The following is a 19,407-nucleotide window of genomic DNA, read 5'->3' on the forward strand; positions in this document are numbered from 1 at the left end:
TGCGGGGAAATCGACGGCGGACCCTCCAGGGGGTCCGCCGTCACCTGGTCGGCTTCTTGCCGGTGATGCCCAGGTGCACGAGCAGGGCCAGGTTCGGCTTGAGCTCGGCCTGCTTGACGCCCCAGGTCTGGAAGCCCTTCTGGTGCGAGGCGACCGCCGCCAGCATCGCGACGAGTGAGCCCGCCATCGCGGCCGGGCTGAGGTCCTTGTCGGCCTTGCCCTTGGCCTGGAGCTCCTTCATCGACTCCGTAAGGGAGTTGGTGACGGAGTTCAGGATCTTCATGCGGATCTTGTAGAACCGCTTGTCGCCCTCGGCGGCACCGAGGTCGACGACCCGCAGGATCGCGTCGTTGCTGCGCCAGAACTCCAGGAATCCCTCGACGAGTTCCTCGGCGGCGGCCCAGCCGGCCTTGCCGACCCAGTTCCGGCCCTCGACGAGCGCCGTCAACTGCGCGCCCTCCGTGGCCATTTGCTCGGCGATCTCCAGGACGGCGCCTTCGACGTCCGGGAAGTACTGGTAGAAGGTCGCGGGGGAGGTACCGGCCTTGCGCGCGACGTCGATCACCTTGACGTCGCGGTACGGCGAGGAGCTGAGCATCTCGCTGAGGCAGTCGAGCAGCTTCTGCCGCGTCGCCTGGCCGCGCCGGCCGGCGACACGCCCGTCGACGGTGCGTACTTGTCCTGTCATGCCGTCAGCTTACCGAGGGGCGATCGGCGCGCTATTCGGCCGCCTGCAAATGGGGTTACGCGGCCGCCGACCTGCCCGGGAGGCCCTTCGGGCGGGGCCCGGGGGCGGATTCCGGCCGCCCTTCCGCGCGGGGAGCCCGGGTGCGTACCGGGCCGTATCCCCCGAATAGTCTTATCAACAGGCTGTGGACAAGTTTTCGGGCGGACCATGGTTCATGGGCATGAAACGCCCGGTGTCCGGACAAGCCCACCAAGCTACCCAACGGCCCGCGCCCGGAACGAACCCCCACCACCGGCACCACCGGCGCGACCTGCACCACCGGAACGAACCCGCACCACCGGCACGACCCGCCCCACCGCCCCACCGGCCCCACCCGCACCACCCGCACGACGGAAGGAACCCGCCCCATGGCCGCAGCCGCATTCGCGGAAGGCTCGCCCTGCTGGGTAGACGCCTCCCTCCCGGACGTCGAGGCGGGCAAGCGCTTCTACGGCGAGCTCTTCGGGTGGACCTTCGCCGCCCCCGCCGGCGCCGAGTACGGCGGCTACACCCAGGCCTACAGCCGGGGCCGCAACGTCGCCGCCCTCGCCCCCAAGCCCGACGGCCGCATGCCCACCGTCTGGGGCGTGTACCTGTACACCTCCGACGCCTACGCCTGCGCGGCCCGCATCCGCGCCGCCGGCGGCCAGATGGTGATGGACCCGCAGCCCGTCGGCCCGTACGGCACCGCCGCGATGGCCGCCGACCCCGGCGGTGCCGTGTTCGGCCTGTGGCAGCCCGGCACCCACCACGGCTTCGACGCCCAGGACGAGCCGGACACGTACTGCTGGGCGGAGGTCTACACGCGCGCCCGCGACGCCGTCGACGTCTTCTACGCCAACGTCTTCGGCTACGTCCCCCAGGACCAGGACGACTCCGAGACCGGCGTCGAGTACCGCGTCTGGTCCCCGCCCGGCAGCGCACCCGGCCCCGACACGGCCGTCCTCGGCCGCAGTCTGATCACCGACGCCTTCCCGGAGATCATGCCGGCGCACTTCCTCGTCTACTTCGCCGTCCACGACTGCGACCGCGCCGTCGCCACCGTGCAGCGGCTCGGCGGGCGCGTCACGGCCGATCCGTTCGACACGCCCTACGGGCGGATCGCGGTCGTCGCGGACAATCAGGGGGCGGTGTTCGCGCTGCTGTCGGAGCCGCGTCCCAACGCACACCCGTAGCCGGGGCCGGACCAGGCGCGGGCCTGACAGAATCGGGTCTACCGGTGCGCGCGCCCTCGGCAGCCGCGCACGGGTGGAAGCGGGTCCGGCAGGGGCCCGTACGGGGAGGTAGTGGAGGCGAGTGGTGGAGCAGCTGACGCAGCACGACCCGAGACGGATCGGCCCCTTCGAGGTGCTGGGACGGCTCGGCGCCGGCGGCATGGGGCTGGTCTATCTCGCACGGTCGGCGTCCGGACGCCGGGTCGCGATCAAGACGGTGCGTACGGAACTGGCCGAGGACCAGCTGTTCCGGGTGCGCTTCACCCGTGAGGTGGAGGCGGCGCGCGCCGTGTCCGGCTTCTACACGGCGGCCGTCGTCGACGCCGACCCGCGCGCGGCGGTGCCGTGGCTGGCGACCGCGTACGTACCGGCGCCCTCGCTGGAGGAGATCGTCAACGAGTGCGGGCCCATGCCCGCCCAGGCCGTGCGGTGGCTCGCGGCCGGCATCGCCGAGGCGCTCCAGTCCATCCACGGTGCGGGGCTGGTCCACCGCGACCTGAAGCCGTCCAACGTGCTGGTCGTCGAGGACGGTCCTCGCGTCATCGACTTCGGCATCGCGAGCGGGGTGTCCAACACCCGGCTGACGATGACGAACGTCGCCGTCGGCACCCCCGCGTACATGTCGCCCGAGCAGGCGAAGGACTCGCGCAGCGTCAAGGGCGCGAGCGACGTCTTCTCGCTCGGCTCGACCCTCGTCTTCGCCGCGACCGGGCACCCGCCGTACCACGGGGCGAACCCGGTCGAGACGGTGTTCATGCTGCTGCGCGAGGGCCCCAACCTGGAGGGGCTGCCGGACGAGCTGCGGCCGCTGATCGACTCCTGCATGCAGATGGACGCCACGCAGCGTCCGACCCCCGCCGACCTCCAGGCGCAGCTGGCCCCGCACCTGTTCGACGGCGGCGACGACAGCGGGACGGCCTCGGCGTGGCTGCCGGAGCGGGCCGTCGCGATGATCGAGACCCGGCGCGCGGGCAACCGTACGGGGACCACCCCGTCCCCCGTCGCCTCCCCGGCGCCGCCCGTCGGCCCGTCCACGCACCGCCGGCCCCCGCGCGGCGCCGCCGACCCGTGGGTGGACCCGCGTACCGGGCAGGCCGTGCCGCCGCGCCCGGACCGGCCGCCGCTGACCCCGCCGCCGGTGCAGGGGCCCGCCCCGGTGCCTGTGTCGTCGATGCCCGGCATGCCCGTACGGCTCGGCGGTTCGCCGGTGCCGATCGGGCCCGGGCCGCGCGCGACGGCCTCCGCCCCGGCGGGGCACGCCGCGGTGGACTCGGCGACCGGCTGGGTGCGCCCGCCGGCCGGCAGCGCGGCGTCGTCGGCCGTGGCCCCGGCGGCGACCCCGTCCGTGCCGGCCCCCGGGCCGTCGCCGGACAGCGGGCGCTGGCGGCCGTGGCGCTTCCGCATGTCCAACGAGGTGTGGGGCACCCCGACCGTGGCGGGGGACCTGCTGTACGTGACCTCCTTCGAGGTGCACGCCCTGGACGTCGGCAGCGGCCGGCGCCAGTTCAAGACGCGGGACGTGGCCTGGTCGATGGAGGTGGCCGACGGCCGCATCCACGCCTCGGACGGCCCCTCGCTCTTCGCCCTCGACGCGAAGGACGGCTCCGAGCGGTGGCGGCTGAACGCCGACGCCTGGGTGTACGCGCTGCGCGCCGAGCGGGGCACCGTCATCACCGCCACGCGCGGCGGCGGGGTCCAGGGCTGGGAGGCGTCCAACGGCCAGAAGCTGTGGGAGCTGAGCGGCGCCCAGTCCGACTTCGAGACCCCGGAGGCGGCGCCCGTCCTGCACGAGGGCACCGTCTACGTGTGGCAGGACGCCCGGCTGCGCGCGCTGGACGCCCGCTCCGGCCAGGAGGCCTGGTCGTACCCGGTCGGCGACGCGGCGTCCTGCGGCAACGTCCCGGTCCGCGTCACCCCGGCCCCCGACGGCAACGTCTACATCGCCGCCGGCACCCGCGTGCTCTCCGTCGACCGGGCCTCGGGCCGGGTCCGCTGGCACTTCGAGGCCCCGGCGGTCTTCCTGGCCCCGCCCGCCTTCGCCCCCGGCCCGGCGGTCACGGGCGGCGGGGTGTACCTCGCCGACTACCTGGGCACCGTCTACGCCCTGGACGCGGCCACCGGCAAGGACCGCTGGCGCATCGCCACCGAGCCGCGCCCGGCGTCGGACCCGGTGCTGGTGGCGAACGGCAGCGTCCACCTGGGCGCGGGCAGCGCCCTGTACACGCTGGACGCGGTGACCGGGACCCCGAAGTGGCGGTTCGCGGCGGGCGGCGAGATCACGGGCCCGCCGGTGGTCGCGGACGGCCGCGTCCACTTCGGCTCCGCCGACCACTGCCTGTACACCCTGGACGCGGCGGGCGGCCAGCTCCGCTGGAAGCTGGCGACGGGCGGAGAGATCACCGGCGCCCCGGTGGCGGAGGCGGGCGTGGTGTACGCGTGCAGCAAGGACCGCTGCGTGTACGCCCTGGACGCCGCGAAGGGCACGGGCACCCGTACGAGCGCCTGACCTGGTACGCAGCAGGCCCCCGCCGTCCTCCGGCGGGGGCCTTCGCCGTCCTCCGGCGGGGCCTTCGCCGTCCTCCGAAGGGGGCTCCGCGACGCGCCAGGGGGCCCGTCCGCGGCCCCGCCGGGGTGCGGTTGGTACCGGGAGTGACAGGATGGGACCCATGAGCAACGTATTCTTCGACATCACCATCGACGGTGCGCCGGCCGGCCGCATCGTCTTCGAGCTGTTCGACAAGGTCGTCCCGAAGACGGCCCAGAACTTCCGCGAGCTGGCCACCGGCCAGCACGGCTTCGGCTACGCCGGCTCGGGCTTCCACCGCGTCATCCCGCAGTTCATGCTGCAGGGCGGTGACTTCACCAACCACAACGGCACCGGTGGCAAGAGCATCTACGGTGCGAAGTTCGAGGACGAGAACTTCGACCTGAAGCACGACAGCAAGTACCTGCTGTCGATGGCGAACGCCGGCCGCAACACCAACGGCTCGCAGTTCTTCATCACCACGGTCCTGACCCCGTGGCTCGACGGCAAGCACGTCGTCTTCGGCAAGGTCGTCGAGGGCACGGACATCGTCGACAAGATCGAGGCCCTGGGCTCCCCGTCCGGCGCCACCCGCGCCAAGATCGAGATCGCCGCTTCCGGCACCGTCTGAGCCTGATCTCCCGCACGTGCCGGTCGGCCCCGCCCCCCTCTCCGGGGTGCGGGGCCGCCGCCGTTCTCAGCGCTCCTTCGACGGGGCCGGAGCCCACGGCGCCGGATCCACCGGGTCGAGCGCGTCGCGCGGGAGCTCGCGCCGTGCGCGCCGTGCGCGGCGGGGGCGGCCGCGCATGACCGCCGCCGCGAGCAGCAGCAGGGCGCCCGCGCCGAAGGCGGTGGCGACGCCGGAGCCGATGCCGGTGCCCTCGACGCCGACCGACAGGCCCCCGGACGCCTGGCCCTGGCGGACCGTCCACAGCACCGCGAAGCCCAGTACGAGGACCCCGGCGAGCGCCATCAGCAGCCGCGAGCGCCGCACGATCGCGAGCAGCGTGAGCACCGCCGCGCACAGGGACGGCAGCAGCAGCGAGCCCAGCAGCGCGGCCCCGTCGTCGGTGATGCCGGAGCCGGAGAACAGCTCCTCGATCCGGTAGTCGCGCCCGGGGCGGCCGTCGTACCAGGCCCGGAAGGGGCTCCAGACGGCGGCCGTCGCGCCGATCAGGCCCATGAGCGAGCCGATTGCGTTGCGGATCATGCCCGGCCCTCCGGGGTAGGGGTCATGATCCCGACGCTACGTCGCAGGCCCCGGGCCCGCACGCCGGACGGAGTCCGTGAGGCCCCCCGACCCCCGGACTCCGTGCGGCGCACGCCGGGGGCGTCAGGACGTGGCGCGGGCCGATTCCACGCGGGTGCGCAGGGCGTCGTTCATCGCGGTGAGGTTGCGCGCGGTCCCGTCGAGGAGCTTTCCGCGGAAGGGGACCAGCAGGCCGCGGAAGCGCTCCCCGTGCTCCAGCCGGGTGGTGCGGTTCGGGCCCTCGGACAGGCGCAGGTAGTGCTCGCCGTCGAAGAGGCCGCGTACGAGGAAGTGTCCGGTCCAGCGGAGCTCGCTGCCGGGGATCGCGATCCGGACGGTCGGCCGGAAGGCCGTGGGCCTCCCGGACTCCGGGTACGTCCTCAGGGTGAGCCGCTCCCCGGGCACCGCCTCCCCGGCGGCCTCGCGGATGAACGGGTTCCAGGTGCAGTAGCGGGGGAGGTCGGTGAGGACCGCCCAGACCTCCTCGGGGGTCGCGTCAATGGTGATCTCGGTGGCGATGGTGCGCACTGTGCCGTGCTCCTCTTGGGTGGTTCGATGCCACCGAAGGGACGCGGAGTGGTGCGGTTCGCCGCCGGGTTCGGTGCTCGGGATGCAACCACGGTTTCCACCGGCAAAGCGCGGCGCGGGCGGCGTCTTCGCTGGTGGCGGAGAGAACGGAGAGGTGCGTTCCGGGTGTCGGGTGGTGAATGCCGACACGTCGGGCGGCGCGGGGGCGCCCGGAACCGGGCTCAGCGCAGCCGGAACTCCTTCCCCGGCGGACGGGACGCGAACAGCTCCGCCTGCCGCTCCGGCGGCAGGTTCCCCAGCGCTATCAGCGCCGGCGCCTGGTCCAGCGCCTGCTGGAGCGCGGCCCGCTTCGCCGACCACAGGGCGCGCACCGTGCCCTGGACCGCCTCCGTCGGGAACCCGGCCAGGGTCCGCGCCGAGCGCAGCGCCGCCTCCAGCAGCTCCCCGGGCTCCGCCAGCTCCGAGACCAGCCCGATCTCGTACGCCCGCCGCGCGGAGAGCCGTTCGGCCGTCCCCATCAGGGACATCCGGGCCGCCTCCCCGAAGGGCATCCGCTGCGCCATGTACACGGCTTCGTAGGCGCTGACCATCCCGTACGAGGTGTGCGGGTCGAAGTACGTCGCGCCGGTCGACGAGACGATGAACTCCGCCTCGCCCAGCAGGTAGAACGCCCCGCCGCAGGCCATGCCGTTGACGGCGGCGACCACCGGCTTCCACAGGTCGTTGGCCTTCGGCCCGATCGCGATGAGCGGGTCGTCGGCCGAGTACGGGGACTCCGGCTGCGGCACCTGGGCCGACCGGTCGATCCCCGTGCAGAAGGCGGCCGTGCCCGCGCCGGTCAGCACCACCGCCCGCACGTCCGCGTCGAAGCGGAGCTCCCGCCACACCCCGGCCAGCGCGGCGGCCGTCTCCAGGTCGATCGCGTTGTGCCGGTGCTCCCGGTCCAGGGTGACGACCGCGACCCCGGCGGCCTCGTCCCGCTCCACGCGCAGGGTCATGCCTTCTCCAGGACCCAGCGCGGCACGCTCACCCCGCCGGTCTCGGTGAAGACCACCTGCACCCGGGCGCCGATGCGCAGCCGGGCCGGGTCCACGGAGTTCAGCGGGGCGTCGGCGGCGGCGACCAGGTTCCCGGCCAGCCGGATCTGCGGCGCGTCGGCCAGCTCCACGAGGATGACGTTGTACGGGGCCTGCGCGGCGTACGCGGGCAGCAGCGGCGGGTGCGGCCGTACGTAGGACCAGATCCGGCCCCGGCCGCTCATCGGGCGCCACTCGCTGTCGAAGGACTGGCAGTGCGGGCAGCAGGGTCTGGGCGGGAAGCGCAGCCGGCCGCAGGCGGTGCAGGCCTGGATGCGGAGTTCGCCGCGGGCGGCGTACTCCCAGAAGGGGGCGCCGTCCTCGTCGGGGACGGGCAGCAGCAGTTCGTCGGCGGACGCGGTCGTCATCGGTCGGCTCCTCACGCGCGCAGCAGGATCGCGGACGTCGGGACGCCCTCGCCCGCCGTCACCAGACAGGTGGCGGCGTCCGGCACCTGGGCGGTGGAGGTGCCGCGCAGCTGCTTGACGCCCTCGTTGATCAGGTTGAACCCGTGGACGTACGCCTCGCTCAGCCCGCCGCCGCCGGTGTTGACCGGCAGCCGGCCGCCGAGCTCCAGCGCCCCGCCCTCGGTGAAGGCGGCGCCCTCGCCGCGCCCGCAGAAGCCGTAGCCCTCCAGGGACAGCGGGATCAGCGGGGTGAAGGCGTCGTAGATCTGGGCGACGTCCACGTCGGCCGGGCCGAAGTCGGCCTGCTTCCACAGGTGGCGGGCGGCGGTCCAGGCGGGGCCGGACAGCGGGTCGTCGTTCCAGTAGTTGACCATCCCGTGGTGCTGGGCGGGCAGCCCCTGGGCGGTGGAGTGCACGTAGACGGGCTTCTGCCGGCAGTCCCGGGCCCGCTCGGCGGAGACGATCACGCAGGCGAGCGCGCCGTCCGTCTCCAGGCAGTTGTCGAAGAGGCAGAGCGGTTCGCTGATCATGCGGGAGGTCATGTACATCTCGCGGGTCAGCGGGCGCTCGTACATCATCGCGGCCGGGTTCTCGTTGGCCCGGTTGCGGCAGGCCATCGCGACGTTGAAGAGGTGGTCGCGGGTGGCCCCGTACTCGTGCATGTAGCGGCGCGCCAGCATGCCGATCTCGTCGGCGGGGCGCAGCAGTCCGAAGGGGCGGGTCCACTGGCCGGGGGTGGGCAGCTGGACGGCGGTGTTCTTCCAGGGTCTGGGGCCGGAGCCGCGTTTGCGGGAGCGCCAGGCGACGCCCACGGTGGCCTGGCCGGTGGCTATGGCGGCGGCGAGGTGTCCGACGGTGGCGCAGGAACCGCCGCCGCCGTAGCCGACCTTGGAGAAGAAGGTGACGTCGCCGGCGCCGATGGCCTTGGCGACCTCGACCTCGTCGGTCTCCTCCATCGTGTAGGAGGCGAAGGCGTCGACCTCGGAGGGTGCGATGCCCGCGTCGGCGAGGGCCGCGAGGATCGCCCGGCAGGCCAGTTCCTTCTCGGTCGACGGCAGCCGTTTGGCAAAGGCGGTCTGGCCGATGCCGACGATTGCCGTAGCGTCCTTGAGCGTTGCCGCCATCGCCACCTCCGGGTGCACCAGTACTGACAGCCGCGAAGGCTACAGCTAATCTGACGGATAGTCAGCTACTGGGTTCCAGGGAGGGGCGGGCCGATGTACGAGGGCGCGGACGCGGACGGCATCGAACAGGACTCCGGAGCGGGCGCCGGCGCCCCGGGAACGGCCCCGGCCGCCACCCCCGACCCCCGGGGCGACCTGCGCTGGGGCACCGTCGCCGCCCTCGTACGGGACGCCGCCCTGCACCACGGCGACCGCGAGGCCGTCGTCGACGGACGCACCCGCATCACCTACGCGGAACTCGGCGCCCGCGTCGAACGGGCCGCCGCCGCCTGCATCGCCGCCGGCACCGAACCGGGCGACCGGATCGCCGTCTGGGCCCCGAACACCCTCGACTGGATCGTCTCCGCGCTCGGCGCCGTCACCGCGGGCGCGGTACTCGTCCCCCTCAACACCCGCTTCAAGGGCACGGAAGCCGCGTACGTCCTGCACCGCAGCCGCGCCCGCCTGCTGTTCGTCACCGGCACCTTCCTCGGCACCTCCTACGTCGCCTCGCTGCGCCGCGCCGCCGCCGAAGGCCCCGGCACCGGCCCGCTGCCCGGCCTGCCCCACCTCGACCAGGTCGTCGTCCTCGCCGACGACGCCCCCGAGGCCTTCCGCACCTGGAAGGACTTCCTCGCCGGCGGGGACGCGGTACCCGCCGCCGCGGTCCGCGAACGCGCCGACGCGATACGCCCCGACGCCCCCTCCGACATCATCTTCACCTCCGGCACCACCGGCAGCCCCAAGGGCGCCGTCATCACCCACGCCCAGACCCTGCGCTGCTACGCCGTGTGGAGCGAGCTCGCCGGACTGCGCGAGGGCGACCGCTACCTCATCGTGAACCCCTTCTTCCACACCTTCGGCTACAAGGCCGGGATCATCGCCTGCCTGATGCGCGGCGCCACGATGGTCCCCCAGCCCGTCTTCAACGTGGACACCGTCCTCGCCAACATCGCCGCCGAGCGGATCTCCGTGCTCCCCGGCCCGCCGACCCTCCACCAGTCCCTCCTCGACCACCCCCAGCGCGACCACCACGACCTGTCCGCCCTGCGCCTGGTCGTCACCGGCGCCGCCGTCGTCCCCCTCCAGCTCGTCGAACGGCTCCGCGCCGAACTGCGCATCGCCACCGTCCTCACCGCGTACGGGCTCTCCGAGGCCGGCGGCATCGTCACCATGTGCCGCCGCGACGACCCCGCCGAGACCGTCGCCGCCACCTCCGGACGGGCCATCCCCGACACCGAGGTACGCGTCACCGGCCCCGACGGCACCGCCCTGCCGGCCGGGGCGGCCGGCGAGGTCCTGGTCCGCGGCCACCACGTCATGCGCGGCTACTTCGAGGACCCGCAGGGCACGGCCGCCGCCATCACCCCCGAGGGCTGGCTGCGCACCGGCGACGTCGGCGTCCTCGACACGGCGGGCAACCTGCGCATCACCGACCGGATCAAGGACATGTTCATCGTCGGCGGCTTCAACGCCTACCCCGCCGAGATCGAGCAACTCCTCGGACTCCACCCGGACATCGCCGACGTCGCGGTCGTCGGCGTACCCGACCCGCGGCTCGGCGAGGTCGGCAAGGCGTACGCGGTCCGCCGCCCCGGCTCCACCCTCACCGCCGACGACCTGATCGCCTGGTCCAGGCGGGAGATGGCCAACTACAAGGTCCCGCGGGAGGTCGAGTTCGTCCCCGCACTCCCGCGCAACGCCAGCGGGAAGGTCCTCAAGACGGAACTCAGGAAGCCCTGAGCCGCCCCGGGCGCCCCTTCGTGCCGGGGCCCCGGCCCCGGATCCGGCATCACCCCCGGCCCGCCCCCACCCCCGGCCCGCCCCGGCTCCCGTCCCGACACGCCACGGACGCGTCCCCGACGGCCCTCCGCGCCCGCCGCGTTAGCCTGCACGGGTGAGCTCGCAAGAAGCAGGTGTTCGATTCCCCCGGGACGTCAGGGTCTGGACAGGGGCCGCCGCCGCCCTCGCCCTCGTCCTCACCGCCGTCGTCCTGCTGCCCGGCACACCCCCCGCAGACGGCCGGCCCGGCGCCGGCGGGCCCGCCGCGAAGAAGGCGCCCGGCCTCACCGCCGCCGTGTCCGCACCCTTCAGCGCCTTCACCGAGGGCTACGACTGCTACCGCATCCCCACCCTCATCACCACCAAGGACGGCACCCTGCTGGCCATCGCCGAGGCCCGCACCGCGAGCTGCAACGACATCGGCGACATCGACATCGTCCTCAAGCGCTCCACCGACGAGGGCCGCACCTGGGGCCCCATGCAGGTCGTCCGCGGCGCCGGCGACCCCGGCGCCTACGGCAACCCCGTCCCCGTCGTCGACTCCGCCTCCGGACGCATCACCCTGCTCCACGCCTACAGCACCTGGGCCCCCGACGCCGACGGCAACCGCGTGCGCGGCCCCCGCGAACTGCGCCTGGCCCACAGCACCGACGACGGCGCCGGCTGGACCACCGACCCCGCCCCGCAGCCCCAGCTCAAGGGCGCCGACTGGGCCTGGGTCTCCGTCGGACCCGGCCACGGCATCCAGCTCACCCCGACCCGCCCCGACCGCCCCGGCCGGCTCGTCGTCAGCGCCGACTACCGCAGCGAGTCCGGCGAATCCGGAGCCCAGCTCCTCTACAGCGACGACGGCGGCCTCACCTGGCGGCCCGGAGCCCGCTGGGGCGCCCCCGAAGGCACCCCCGCCCCCAACGAACCCGCCCTCACGCAGCTGCCCGACGGGCGGATCTACGTCAACGCCCGCTCCACCGCCACCTGCGGCACCCCCGACCACCGCGTCGCGGCGATCGTCGAGGACGCCGCCGCGCCCGCCGTCCCGGCCCCCGGCTTCGTCCCCGTCACCGACCTCCCGGCCCCGCCCGCCTCCGGATCCGTACTCCAGCTGCCCGGCGGCCCCCTGCTGCTGTCGGCGCCCAGCCGGCCCGGCGCCGAGTTCTCCGACCGCTGGACCCTGGCCGTGCGCACCTCGAAGGACGAGGGCCGCACCTGGTCCAAGGACGGTGCCGTCGTCCTGCGCGAGCGCGCCGGCTACTCCGACATGGCGGTCCTGCCCGGCGGCCGGGTCGGCATGCTCTACGAGACCGCCAACGGCACCCCGCACGGCTACGTCAAGTTCACCGCCTTCGGCCCCCACGAGCTCCAGGCCGCCGCCGAGGACCTCACCCCGCGCCACACCACCGACGCCACCCCGTTCCACAACCACGCCGTCGTGCACGGCGCCCCCAGGCTCGGCAACCGCCCCGACGGCGGCAAGGCCATGCGCTTCGACGGCAAGGACGACTTCCTGCGCCTGATCAACTGCCCGGACCAGCTCCGCATCGGCGACGGGGACTTCGCCGTCACCACCTGGGTCAAGTACAAGACCCGCGGCCAGGACCGCGACGGCGGACAGCGCCAGCCCCTCTTCTGGGCCTACGGCCAGGGCCCGGCCGCCGAACAGCTCCGCATCGAGGCCGACCCCGCCACCGGCCGGCTCGAAGCCACCGTCAACGCCGGCACCGGACCCGCCTCGATCACCGCCCCCACCCGCACCGACGACGACGCCTGGCACCACGTCGTCCTCCAGCGCAAGGGCACTCGGCTGGAACTCTCCGTCGACGGCGCCCCGCCCGCCGGCACCGGACTCGCCCCGGACCGGATGGACTTCCGCCCCGCCGGGGCCTTCACCGTCCACCTCGGCACCCAGCCCGACTACAAGGCCTTCTACGCGGGCGCCCTGGACGACGTACGCATCTACGGGCGGGCCCTGTCCGCCAACGACACGGCCCGCCTCCGCGCCGGCAACGACCTCACCGACCAGCTGCGCGTGTACCTGCCCTTCGACCGGGTCTGGTGATCACACCGGCTTCCGCGCCAGCAGCAGCCGCCAGTGCGGGGTGCCGTCCTCGCGGTGGCCGAAGTGGTCCAGCGGGACCGTCTCCACGCGGAAACCCGCCGCCTCCAGGTCGGCGCGGACCGGCCCGAAGGGGAAGGTGCGGTAGTACATGACGAACGGCGGCCGCCACACCGCGTTGCGCACCCGCATCACCGCGTCGAAGCCGGCCACCGCCCACCACAGCGGGGAGGTCAGCGGGATCGGGGCGCCGACCGGGAAGGCGAAGACACCGCCCGGCCGCAGCGCCCGGTGCACCCCGGCGAACAGGGCCGGCCGCTCCGACGGCAGGAAGTGGCCGAAGGCGCCGAAGCTCACCGCGAGGTCGTACGCGTCCCCGAGCGCGTCCGGCAGCGCCAGCGCGTCGGCCCGTACGAGGTCCACGCCCTCGGGATGCGCCCGCGCGGCCTCCGCCAGCATGCCCGCGCTGAGGTCGACCCCGGTCACCCGGTCCCGGCACAGCCGGCGCAGCATCCCCAGCCCCGCACCCGTACCGCAGCACACGTCCAGCCCCGACCCGAAGGAGCCCTCCCGCGCGGCGAGGGTCTCCTCGACGGCGTCGAGCATCCGGTCGGGGGTCCGGAAGGGGGTCCGGTCGAACTTGGGCGCGAGCAGGTCGTAGCCGTGCTCGACGGACGAGAGGGCCTGGACGGCCAGTTCGCGCAGGCTGGGCCCCTGAGAAGTGAACACGGTCACACCCTACGGCGTACCGGACACGGAAAGGCGGCGGCCGCGGTGGTCCCCCTCCGGCCACCGCGGCCGCCGCGCTCATTCCCCCGTGCGGACGGCCCCGAATTCCCCCGAATCCCCCGTGGGCCGCCGTCCTTGCGTTCCTTCCCCCGTACGCCCCCCGAGCGGCTCCCCCGTACGTCCCCCGTACGACCGCTCAAGGGCCCCCCGTACGCTTCCCCCCGTACGTTTCCCCCGTACGCCGTGCCCTGCTCCCGGTGTTACGGGCGCGGGCCCGACGCGTGGTTGTCCAGCGAGACGATCTCCTCGCCGGAGGCGTGGTTGTCGTCCGGCTTCTCCACGGGCTGCACCACGGGCGGGTCCACGGGAAGCTCCCGCGGGTCGATCTCGACGCCCGAGGCGTGGTTGTCGAACGGTCTGACGTCCCCGTCGAGCGGCATGCTGTTCTCGTTCGTCGTCATCTCGTGGCTCTCCTGATCCTGAGTCGGACCCGTCGTGGGTCGGGCCCGTTCGGCGGTTCCCCCGTCGACCGCCGAACGGGTAGTCCTCCAACCGGCCCGGCCGTCCCCCGAAGCGCCGGGTCGATGTACCTATCGTGGCGCGCGGCGATAAACGAACGATGAACGTCCACGTCCATCGCGCGGCAGCCCGCCGGCCACCCGGCAACGAGCAGGTCAGGCGGCCAGCTGCGACGCCAGCAGGGCCCGCACCTCCGCCAGCTCTGCCGACCCGAGCTGGGCGAAGACCGTCTCCGCGTCCCGCCAGCACGCCCGCGCCCGGTCCGGCTGGCCCAGGCGGCGCAGCGCCTTGCCCAGGACCGTCAGGACGGTGGCCCGGCGCCACTCCCCGCCGATGCCGCGCAGTGCGATCGCCTGCTCGGCGTGCTTGGCGGCCAGGGTGGGCCGCTGCGCCGCCAGGTGGGCCTCCGCGAGCCGGAAGTGCGTGACGCCCTCCCACAGCGGCTGCCGGTTGTCGTGGAACAGCGACAGGGCCTCACCGAGCTGCGCCAGCGCCTCGCCGAGCCGGCCGGCCTGGGTGAGGGCGATGCCCAGCGCGTAGCGGCCGTTGGCCAGGCGCAGCGTCAGGCCCATCCGGTCGTAGACGGCGATGCCCTGCCGGGCCAGGTCGATGGCGCTGCCGAGGCGGCCCAGACCGACGTGGATGCGGGAGAGGTTGCACAGGGCGCTGGCCTCGCCGATGTGGTTGTCGTCGGCGCGGAAGCTCTCTATGGCCTCCAGCAGGTAGCGCTCGCCGTCCTCGTAGCGCTTCTGGTAGAGGGCGATGATGCCCCGGTCGTTCGGCGCCCAGCAGCTGGGCAGCGGGTCTCCGGCCCCGCGGGCCAGCTCCATCGCCTGGCGGGCCTGCTCGTCGGCCTCGGTGAAGCGCCCGGCGAACAGGTGGACCATGGTCAGGGTGGTGCGTGCCCGGCCCTCCGCGCGCGGGTCCCGCGCCGCGCGGGCCGCCTCGCACAGGGTCAGCGCGGCGGACTCGTACTGCTTGGAGTTGGCGCCTGACTCGGCGAGGTCCTTGGCCGCCCACAGCAGGTCCACGGCCCGGCGCAGGGCGCCCGGCCGGCCCGCGGACTGCCGTGCGCAGGCGAGCAGCGGGTCGGCCTCGGCGAACAGCCAGTCCAGGGCCGCGCGGGGGTCGGTGAGGACCAGGCCGGGGTGGCGGGTGGCGCTGAGGTGGGCGGGGAGCCGGTCCCCGGGGCGCTCGACCGCGTACACGCGGGCGGCGGTGGCGAGGTAGAAGTCGAGGAGCCGGTCGAGGGCGTCCGTGCGGCCGGCGGGCTGCTCGTCGCGTTCGGCGCACGCACGCGCGTAGAGCCGTACGAGGTCGTGGAAGCGGTAGCGGCCGGGCGCGGCGGATTCCAGCAGGGAGCAGTCGACTAAAGCCTCCAGGAGGTCCTCGGTGTCGTGCTCCGGGAGGTCGAGCACGGCGGCCGCGGCGGCGAGGGAGACGTCGGGTCCGTCGGCGAGGCCGAGGAGGCGGAAGGCGCGCTGCTGGGCGGGTTCCAGCTGGCCGTAGCCGAGCTCGAAGGTGGCCTTGACGGCGAGGTCGCCGGCCTGGAGCTCGTCGAGGCGGCGGCGCTCGTCGGCGAGCTTGGCGGCGAGGACGGAGACGGTCCAGGTGCGGCGGGCGGCGAGCCGGGACGCGGCGATGCGGATGGCGAGCGGCAGGAAGCCGCAGGCACCGACGACGTCGAGGGCGGCCTGCCGTTCGGCACCGACCCGTTCGGCGCCCACTATGCGGGTGAACAGCTGCAGGGCCTCCTCGGGGCTCATCACGTCGAGGTCGACGAGATGGGCCCCGGCGAGGCCCGACATCCGGACCCTGCTGGTGACGAGGGCGGCGCAGCCGGCGGTGCCGGGCAGCAGCGGGCGGACCTGGGCGGCGTCCCGGGCGTTGTCGAGCAGGACCAGGACGCGGCGGCTGTCGAGGATCGAGCGGTAGAGCGCGGCCCGGTCGGCGGGGGAGTCGGGGATGGAGCTGTCGGGGGTGCCGAGGGCACGCAGGAAGGAGCCGAGGACGGCTTCGGGGAGGGCCGGCCGGGGTTCGGTGCCCTGGAGGTCGACGTAGAGCTGCCCGTCGGGGAAGTGCGGCCGGGCGGCGTGGGCGACGTGCACGGCGAGGGTGGTCTTGCCGACGCCGCCGATGCCGGCCAGCGCGGAGACGGCCATGACCTGCCCGTCGGCGCCGGCGAGTATCTTCCCGAGCTCCGCGACGAAGGGGGCGCGGCCGGTGAAGTCGGGGACGGTGGCGGGCAACTGGGCGGGCCTCACGGGTACGGGCGCGGCCGTGGGGGCGGGGTCCTCGGCGCGGGCGAGTTCGGCGTCGGCGTTCAGGATCCGCTGCTGGAGGGCGGACAGCTCGGGGCGCGGGTCGACGCCGAGTTCGTCGGCGAGGAGCCGGCGGGTGTCCGCGTACACGGCGAGGGCCTCGGCCTGCCGGCCGCTGCGGTAGAGGGCGAGCATCAGCAGCTCGCGCAGCCGCTCCCGGAGGGGGTGGGCGGCGGTGAGGGCGGTGAGCTCGGAGACGGCCTCGGCGTGCTGGCCGACCTCCAGGTCGAGGTCCAGACGGGTCTCCAGCAGCTGGAGGCGCCACTCGGACAGGCGGGTGCGCTCGGTCTCGGCGTGCGGTCCGGGGACCCCGGCGAGGGGCTCGCCGTCCCACACCTCCAGGGCCCGGGCCAGCAGCGTACGGGCGAGGGCGCGGTCCCCGGCGGCGCGGGCCTTCTCGGCGTCGGCGGCCAGGCTGCGGGCGATGCCGAGGTCCAGGGACTCCTGGTGGCGCAGCCGGATGGCGTACCCGCCGGCGTCGCTGACGAGCAGCCCCGGTTCGAGGACCTTGCGGAGCCGGGAGGCGTACGTGCGGATGGTGGCGAGGGCCTGCTGCGGCGGGTCCTCGCCCCAGATGGCGTCGATCAGCTCGGGCGCGGTGGCGGTGCGGCCGTCGCGCAGCAGCAGTACGGCGAGCAGGGCGCGCTGCTGGGGGCTGCCGGAGTGCAGCGCCTCGGCGCCGCGCCAGGCGCGGACGGGGCCGAGGACGGCGAAGCGGTTGTCGGAGGGGGCGGGTGCGGTGGCGGGCGCGGTGGCGGGGGCGGGCACGGCGGCGTCCGGCGTGGTGCCGGTGCCGGTGCCGGTGGTGGTGCCGGTGCTCATGTCGGTGCTGGTGCTGGTGCTGGTGCTGGTGCTGGTGCTGCTGCGCGACCGGGCCGCGTCGGGGTTGTTCCGCTGGTGCGGGATGGGCGGTACGCCGTCCATCTGCCGTCCCCCCTGCCTTCCGTCGGTTTAAGGGTCAGTCTGCCCTGTGTTGCACGTACAAGTCAGCCCGCAGCGGAGCCAACCGCTCCTGGCCGAACAGCGACTGCGGCCGGAATAGCTGACGGTTCGTCAGTTCACCGCTACCGTAGAGCGCATGGAGACCTTCCCGAAGATCATCTCGGTGGACGACCACACGGTTGAGCCCCCCAACGTCTGGCGGGACCGCCTCCCGTCCAGGTACCGCGACACCGGCCCCCGGATCGTCCGCGCCCCCCTCAAGGAAATGACCTTCCTCGGCGGGAAGTTCGCGCCCGTCATGGGCGCCAAGGGCGACGAGGGCCCGGTCGGCGACTGGTGGGTGTACGAGGACCTGCACCGGCCGCTCACCCGCCTCGACACCGCGGTGGGGTACGACCGTGACGAGATCAAGCTGGAAGTCATCACCTACGAGCAGATGCGCCCGGGCTCCTTCTCGGTTCCCGAGCGCCTCGCCGACATGGACGTCAACCACGTCCAGTCCGCCCTCTGCTTCCCCACCTTCCCGCGCTTCTGCGGTCAGACCTTCACCGAGGCCAAGGACCGCGAGCTCGGGCTGCTCGGAGTACGCGCGTACAACGACTGGATGGTGGAGGAGTGGTGCGGCCCCCAAGCGCGGGGCCGCCTCATTCCGCTGACCCTCATCCCCCTGTGGGACGCACACCTCGCCGCGGAGGAGGTGCGCAGGAACGCCGCCCGCGGCGTGCGCGCGGTCGCCTTCTCCGAGATACCGCCGCACCTGGGGCTGCCGTCGATCCACACGGACGAGTGGGACCCCTTCCTGCGGGCCTGCGACGAGACCGGCACCGTCATCGCCATGCACATCGGCTCCTCGTCGCGCATGCCCTCCACCTCGGCGGACGCCCCGCCGGCCGTCGGCTCCACCATCACCTTCGCCAACTGCTGCTTCTCGATGGTGGACTGGCTGATGAGCGGCAAGTTCGAGCGCTTCCCGAACCTGAAGATCATGTACGCCGAGGGTCAGATCGGGTGGATCCCCTACATCCTGGAGCGCGCGAACGTGGTCTGGGAGGAGAACCGCGGCTGGGGCGGCGTCGCCGACAAGGTCCACCGCCCGCCGTCCGAGCTCTTCGCGGAGCACGTCTACGGCTGCTTCTTCGACGACGCCTTCGGGCTGCGCAACCTGGACGCCATCGGGGTGGGCAACGTCCTCTACGAGACGGACTACCCGCACTCGGACTCCACCTGGCCGAAGTCCCGGGAGGTGGGCGAGGCGCAGATGGGGCACCTGGCCCCGGAGGTGGTGGACCGCATCGTGCGCGGCAACGCGATTGACCTGCTGGGGCTCACGGCGGAGGGGCTCTGGGCGGGGGCGTAGGGCGCTGGGCGGGGTCGTAGGGGGGTGGGAAGGGGCGCCTGCTTGCCTGTGGCTACAGAAACGATATCTCTTGAGGTCGATCTTGATATCGTTTAAGTAGAGCGGAGGCAGGTCGCCCCGCGCCGAGGAGGTCATCATGGCCAGAACCGTCATCGACGTGGACGACGCCCTGCTGGCGGAGGCCGCGGAGATCTTCGGCACGAAGACGAAGGTCGCCACGGTCAACGCGGCCCTTGAGGACGTGGTCAAGCGCCGCAAGCGAGAGGCGTTCTTCGCCCGCCTGGCCGAGGGGCGGCTGCCCGACCTCACTGGCCCGGTCGACCAGCCGGGAGCGCCCGATGCCGCTCCTGACGAGCACCCCGTTCCAGACGTGCGGGACAAGGCGGCATGAGCACACGTTTCCTCATCGACAAGTCCGCGCTCGCCCGCTACCCCAAGCCGGCTGTCCGGAAGGTGGTCGAGCCCCTGCATGTCCAGGGGCTCCTCGCCCTGTGCGGCGCCATCGAGCTCGAGGTGCTGTACAGCGCGCGGGGCGCGGCCGAGGCCCGGGAGATCCGTGAGGAGCTGCGCGGATTCGACTGGCTCGCCACCTACGACGAGGCGTGGGACCGGGCCATGGAGGTTCAGGCCCTGCTGATCGAAGCGGGCACCTGGAAGGCGGTGTCCGTACCGGATCTGGTCATCGCGGCGACCGCGGAGATGCATGGCGCGACCGTCCTGCACTACGACGGCGACTACGACCTGATCGCCGCCGTCACGGGCCAGCCGATGCGGTGGGTCGTCCCGCGCGGCACGGCCGACTGACGCACCCGGCGG

General features: G+C 73.7%; 17 protein-coding genes. 8 read left to right on the forward strand and 9 right to left on the reverse strand.

Annotated features, from left to right (window positions below):
- Positions 1–40: 40 nt before the first annotated feature.
- The gene (locus tag ACZ518_RS29840) at positions 41–688 is read right to left on the reverse strand and encodes a TetR family transcriptional regulator (protein WP_469116122.1); all 648 of its coding nucleotides are present in this window, start codon (positions 686–688) and stop codon (positions 41–43) included.
- A 407-nt stretch (positions 689–1,095) separates the two neighbouring features.
- Here ACZ518_RS29840 and ACZ518_RS29845 point away from each other — a divergent pair, with 407 nt between their 5' ends.
- The 3 genes from ACZ518_RS29845 to ACZ518_RS29855 all read left to right on the forward strand — a co-directional run bounded on the left by ACZ518_RS29845 (position 1,096) and on the right by ACZ518_RS29855 (position 5,096).
- Complete coding sequence (locus ACZ518_RS29845; protein WP_469116123.1) at positions 1,096–1,902, forward strand: VOC family protein; 807 nt, start codon at positions 1,096–1,098, stop codon at positions 1,900–1,902.
- A gap of 124 nt (positions 1,903–2,026) precedes the next feature.
- Positions 2,027–4,447, forward strand: coding sequence for a protein serine/threonine kinase AfsK (gene afsK / locus ACZ518_RS29850; protein WP_469116124.1), 2,421 nt, complete (start codon positions 2,027–2,029; stop codon positions 4,445–4,447).
- A 160-nt stretch (positions 4,448–4,607) separates the two neighbouring features.
- Positions 4,608–5,096, forward strand: coding sequence for a peptidylprolyl isomerase (locus ACZ518_RS29855; protein ID WP_469116125.1), 489 nt, complete (start codon positions 4,608–4,610; stop codon positions 5,094–5,096).
- Between the two features lie 66 nt (positions 5,097–5,162).
- Here ACZ518_RS29855 and ACZ518_RS29860 read toward each other — a convergent pair whose 3' ends face one another.
- From ACZ518_RS29860 to ACZ518_RS29880, 5 genes are all read right to left on the reverse strand, one after another.
- Positions 5,163–5,675: a hypothetical protein gene (locus ACZ518_RS29860; RefSeq protein ID WP_469116126.1), complete on the reverse strand. Its 513-nt coding sequence runs from the start codon at positions 5,673–5,675 to the stop codon at positions 5,163–5,165.
- Between the two features lie 123 nt (positions 5,676–5,798).
- The gene (locus tag ACZ518_RS29865; protein WP_469116127.1) at positions 5,799–6,242 is read right to left on the reverse strand and encodes an SRPBCC family protein; all 444 of its coding nucleotides are present in this window, start codon (positions 6,240–6,242) and stop codon (positions 5,799–5,801) included.
- 221 nt (positions 6,243–6,463) lie between these two features.
- Positions 6,464–7,240: an enoyl-CoA hydratase/isomerase family protein gene (locus ACZ518_RS29870; RefSeq protein ID WP_469116128.1), complete on the reverse strand. Its 777-nt coding sequence runs from the start codon at positions 7,238–7,240 to the stop codon at positions 6,464–6,466.
- Positions 7,237–7,686 (reverse strand): Zn-ribbon domain-containing OB-fold protein, encoded by a 450-nt coding sequence (locus ACZ518_RS29875; RefSeq protein ID WP_469116129.1) that lies wholly within the window; start codon positions 7,684–7,686, stop codon positions 7,237–7,239. The genes ACZ518_RS29870 and ACZ518_RS29875 overlap by 4 nt, the downstream gene beginning before the upstream one ends.
- An 11-nt stretch (positions 7,687–7,697) precedes the next feature.
- Positions 7,698–8,849 carry a lipid-transfer protein gene (locus ACZ518_RS29880; RefSeq protein ID WP_469116130.1) on the reverse strand — a complete coding sequence of 384 codons (1,152 nt, stop codon included), beginning with the start codon at positions 8,847–8,849 and terminating at the stop codon, positions 7,698–7,700.
- A 93-nt stretch (positions 8,850–8,942) separates the two neighbouring features.
- Here ACZ518_RS29880 and ACZ518_RS29885 point away from each other — a divergent pair, with 93 nt between their 5' ends.
- Positions 8,943–10,631 (forward strand): FadD3 family acyl-CoA ligase, encoded by a 1,689-nt coding sequence (locus ACZ518_RS29885; protein WP_469116131.1) that lies wholly within the window; start codon positions 8,943–8,945, stop codon positions 10,629–10,631.
- Positions 10,632–10,785: 154 nt separating this feature from the next.
- Positions 10,786–12,726: an exo-alpha-sialidase gene (locus ACZ518_RS29890; protein WP_469116132.1), complete on the forward strand. Its 1,941-nt coding sequence runs from the start codon at positions 10,786–10,788 to the stop codon at positions 12,724–12,726.
- Here the strand turns inward: ACZ518_RS29890 and ACZ518_RS29895 are convergent, their stop codons facing one another.
- From ACZ518_RS29895 to afsR, 3 genes are all read right to left on the reverse strand, one after another.
- Positions 12,727–13,452 carry a class I SAM-dependent DNA methyltransferase gene (locus ACZ518_RS29895; RefSeq protein ID WP_469116133.1) on the reverse strand — a complete coding sequence of 242 codons (726 nt, stop codon included), beginning with the start codon at positions 13,450–13,452 and terminating at the stop codon, positions 12,727–12,729. It abuts the gene before it with no gap.
- 260 nt (positions 13,453–13,712) lie between these two features.
- Complete coding sequence (locus tag ACZ518_RS29900; RefSeq protein ID WP_469116134.1) at positions 13,713–13,913, reverse strand: hypothetical protein; 201 nt, start codon at positions 13,911–13,913, stop codon at positions 13,713–13,715.
- 213 nt (positions 13,914–14,126) lie between these two features.
- Entirely contained in the window at positions 14,127–17,216 is a 3,090-nt protein-coding gene (gene afsR / locus ACZ518_RS29905) for an SARP-family global regulator AfsR (RefSeq protein WP_469116135.1), read from the reverse strand.
- A gap of 154 nt (positions 17,217–17,370) precedes the next feature.
- Between afsR and ACZ518_RS29910 the strand changes: the two genes are divergently transcribed.
- The 3 genes from ACZ518_RS29910 to ACZ518_RS29920 all read left to right on the forward strand — a co-directional run bounded on the left by ACZ518_RS29910 (position 17,371) and on the right by ACZ518_RS29920 (position 19,395).
- Positions 17,371–18,591: an amidohydrolase family protein gene (locus ACZ518_RS29910; RefSeq protein WP_469116136.1), complete on the forward strand. Its 1,221-nt coding sequence runs from the start codon at positions 17,371–17,373 to the stop codon at positions 18,589–18,591.
- 136 nt (positions 18,592–18,727) lie between these two features.
- Positions 18,728–18,982: a type II toxin-antitoxin system VapB family antitoxin gene (locus ACZ518_RS29915; RefSeq protein ID WP_469116137.1), complete on the forward strand. Its 255-nt coding sequence runs from the start codon at positions 18,728–18,730 to the stop codon at positions 18,980–18,982.
- Positions 18,979–19,395, forward strand: a complete 417-nt coding sequence (locus tag ACZ518_RS29920) for a PIN domain-containing protein (protein ID WP_469116138.1) — start codon at positions 18,979–18,981, stop codon at positions 19,393–19,395. The genes ACZ518_RS29915 and ACZ518_RS29920 overlap by 4 nt, the downstream gene beginning before the upstream one ends.
- Positions 19,396–19,407: the final 12 nt, after the last annotated feature.

The sequence above is a fragment of the Streptomyces sp. NPDC033966 genome, from assembly GCF_055575955.1.

Excerpts from the sequence above, each read along its gene's own strand:
- ACZ518_RS29870 (WP_469116128.1), bottom strand. The coding sequence starts at position 7,240 with ATGACCCTGCGCGTGGAGCGGGACGAGGCCGCCGGGGTCGCGGTCGTC.
- ACZ518_RS29920 (WP_469116138.1), top strand. The coding sequence starts at position 18,979 with ATGAGCACACGTTTCCTCATCGACAAGTCCGCGCTCGCCCGCTACCCC.
- afsR (WP_469116135.1), bottom strand. The coding sequence starts at position 17,216 with ATGGACGGCGTACCGCCCATCCCGCACCAGCGGAACAACCCCGACGCG.
- ACZ518_RS29880 (WP_469116130.1), bottom strand. The coding sequence starts at position 8,849 with ATGGCGGCAACGCTCAAGGACGCTACGGCAATCGTCGGCATCGGCCAG.
- ACZ518_RS29840 (WP_469116122.1), bottom strand. The coding sequence starts at position 688 with ATGACAGGACAAGTACGCACCGTCGACGGGCGTGTCGCCGGCCGGCGC.
- ACZ518_RS29885 (WP_469116131.1), top strand. The coding sequence starts at position 8,943 with ATGTACGAGGGCGCGGACGCGGACGGCATCGAACAGGACTCCGGAGCG.
- ACZ518_RS29900 (WP_469116134.1), bottom strand. The coding sequence starts at position 13,913 with ATGACGACGAACGAGAACAGCATGCCGCTCGACGGGGACGTCAGACCG.
- ACZ518_RS29875 (WP_469116129.1), bottom strand. The coding sequence starts at position 7,686 with ATGACGACCGCGTCCGCCGACGAACTGCTGCTGCCCGTCCCCGACGAG.
- ACZ518_RS29860 (WP_469116126.1), bottom strand. The coding sequence starts at position 5,675 with ATGATCCGCAACGCAATCGGCTCGCTCATGGGCCTGATCGGCGCGACG.
- ACZ518_RS29845 (WP_469116123.1), top strand. The coding sequence starts at position 1,096 with ATGGCCGCAGCCGCATTCGCGGAAGGCTCGCCCTGCTGGGTAGACGCC.
- ACZ518_RS29855 (WP_469116125.1), top strand. The coding sequence starts at position 4,608 with ATGAGCAACGTATTCTTCGACATCACCATCGACGGTGCGCCGGCCGGC.
- ACZ518_RS29910 (WP_469116136.1), top strand. The coding sequence starts at position 17,371 with ATGGAGACCTTCCCGAAGATCATCTCGGTGGACGACCACACGGTTGAG.
- ACZ518_RS29915 (WP_469116137.1), top strand. The coding sequence starts at position 18,728 with ATGGCCAGAACCGTCATCGACGTGGACGACGCCCTGCTGGCGGAGGCC.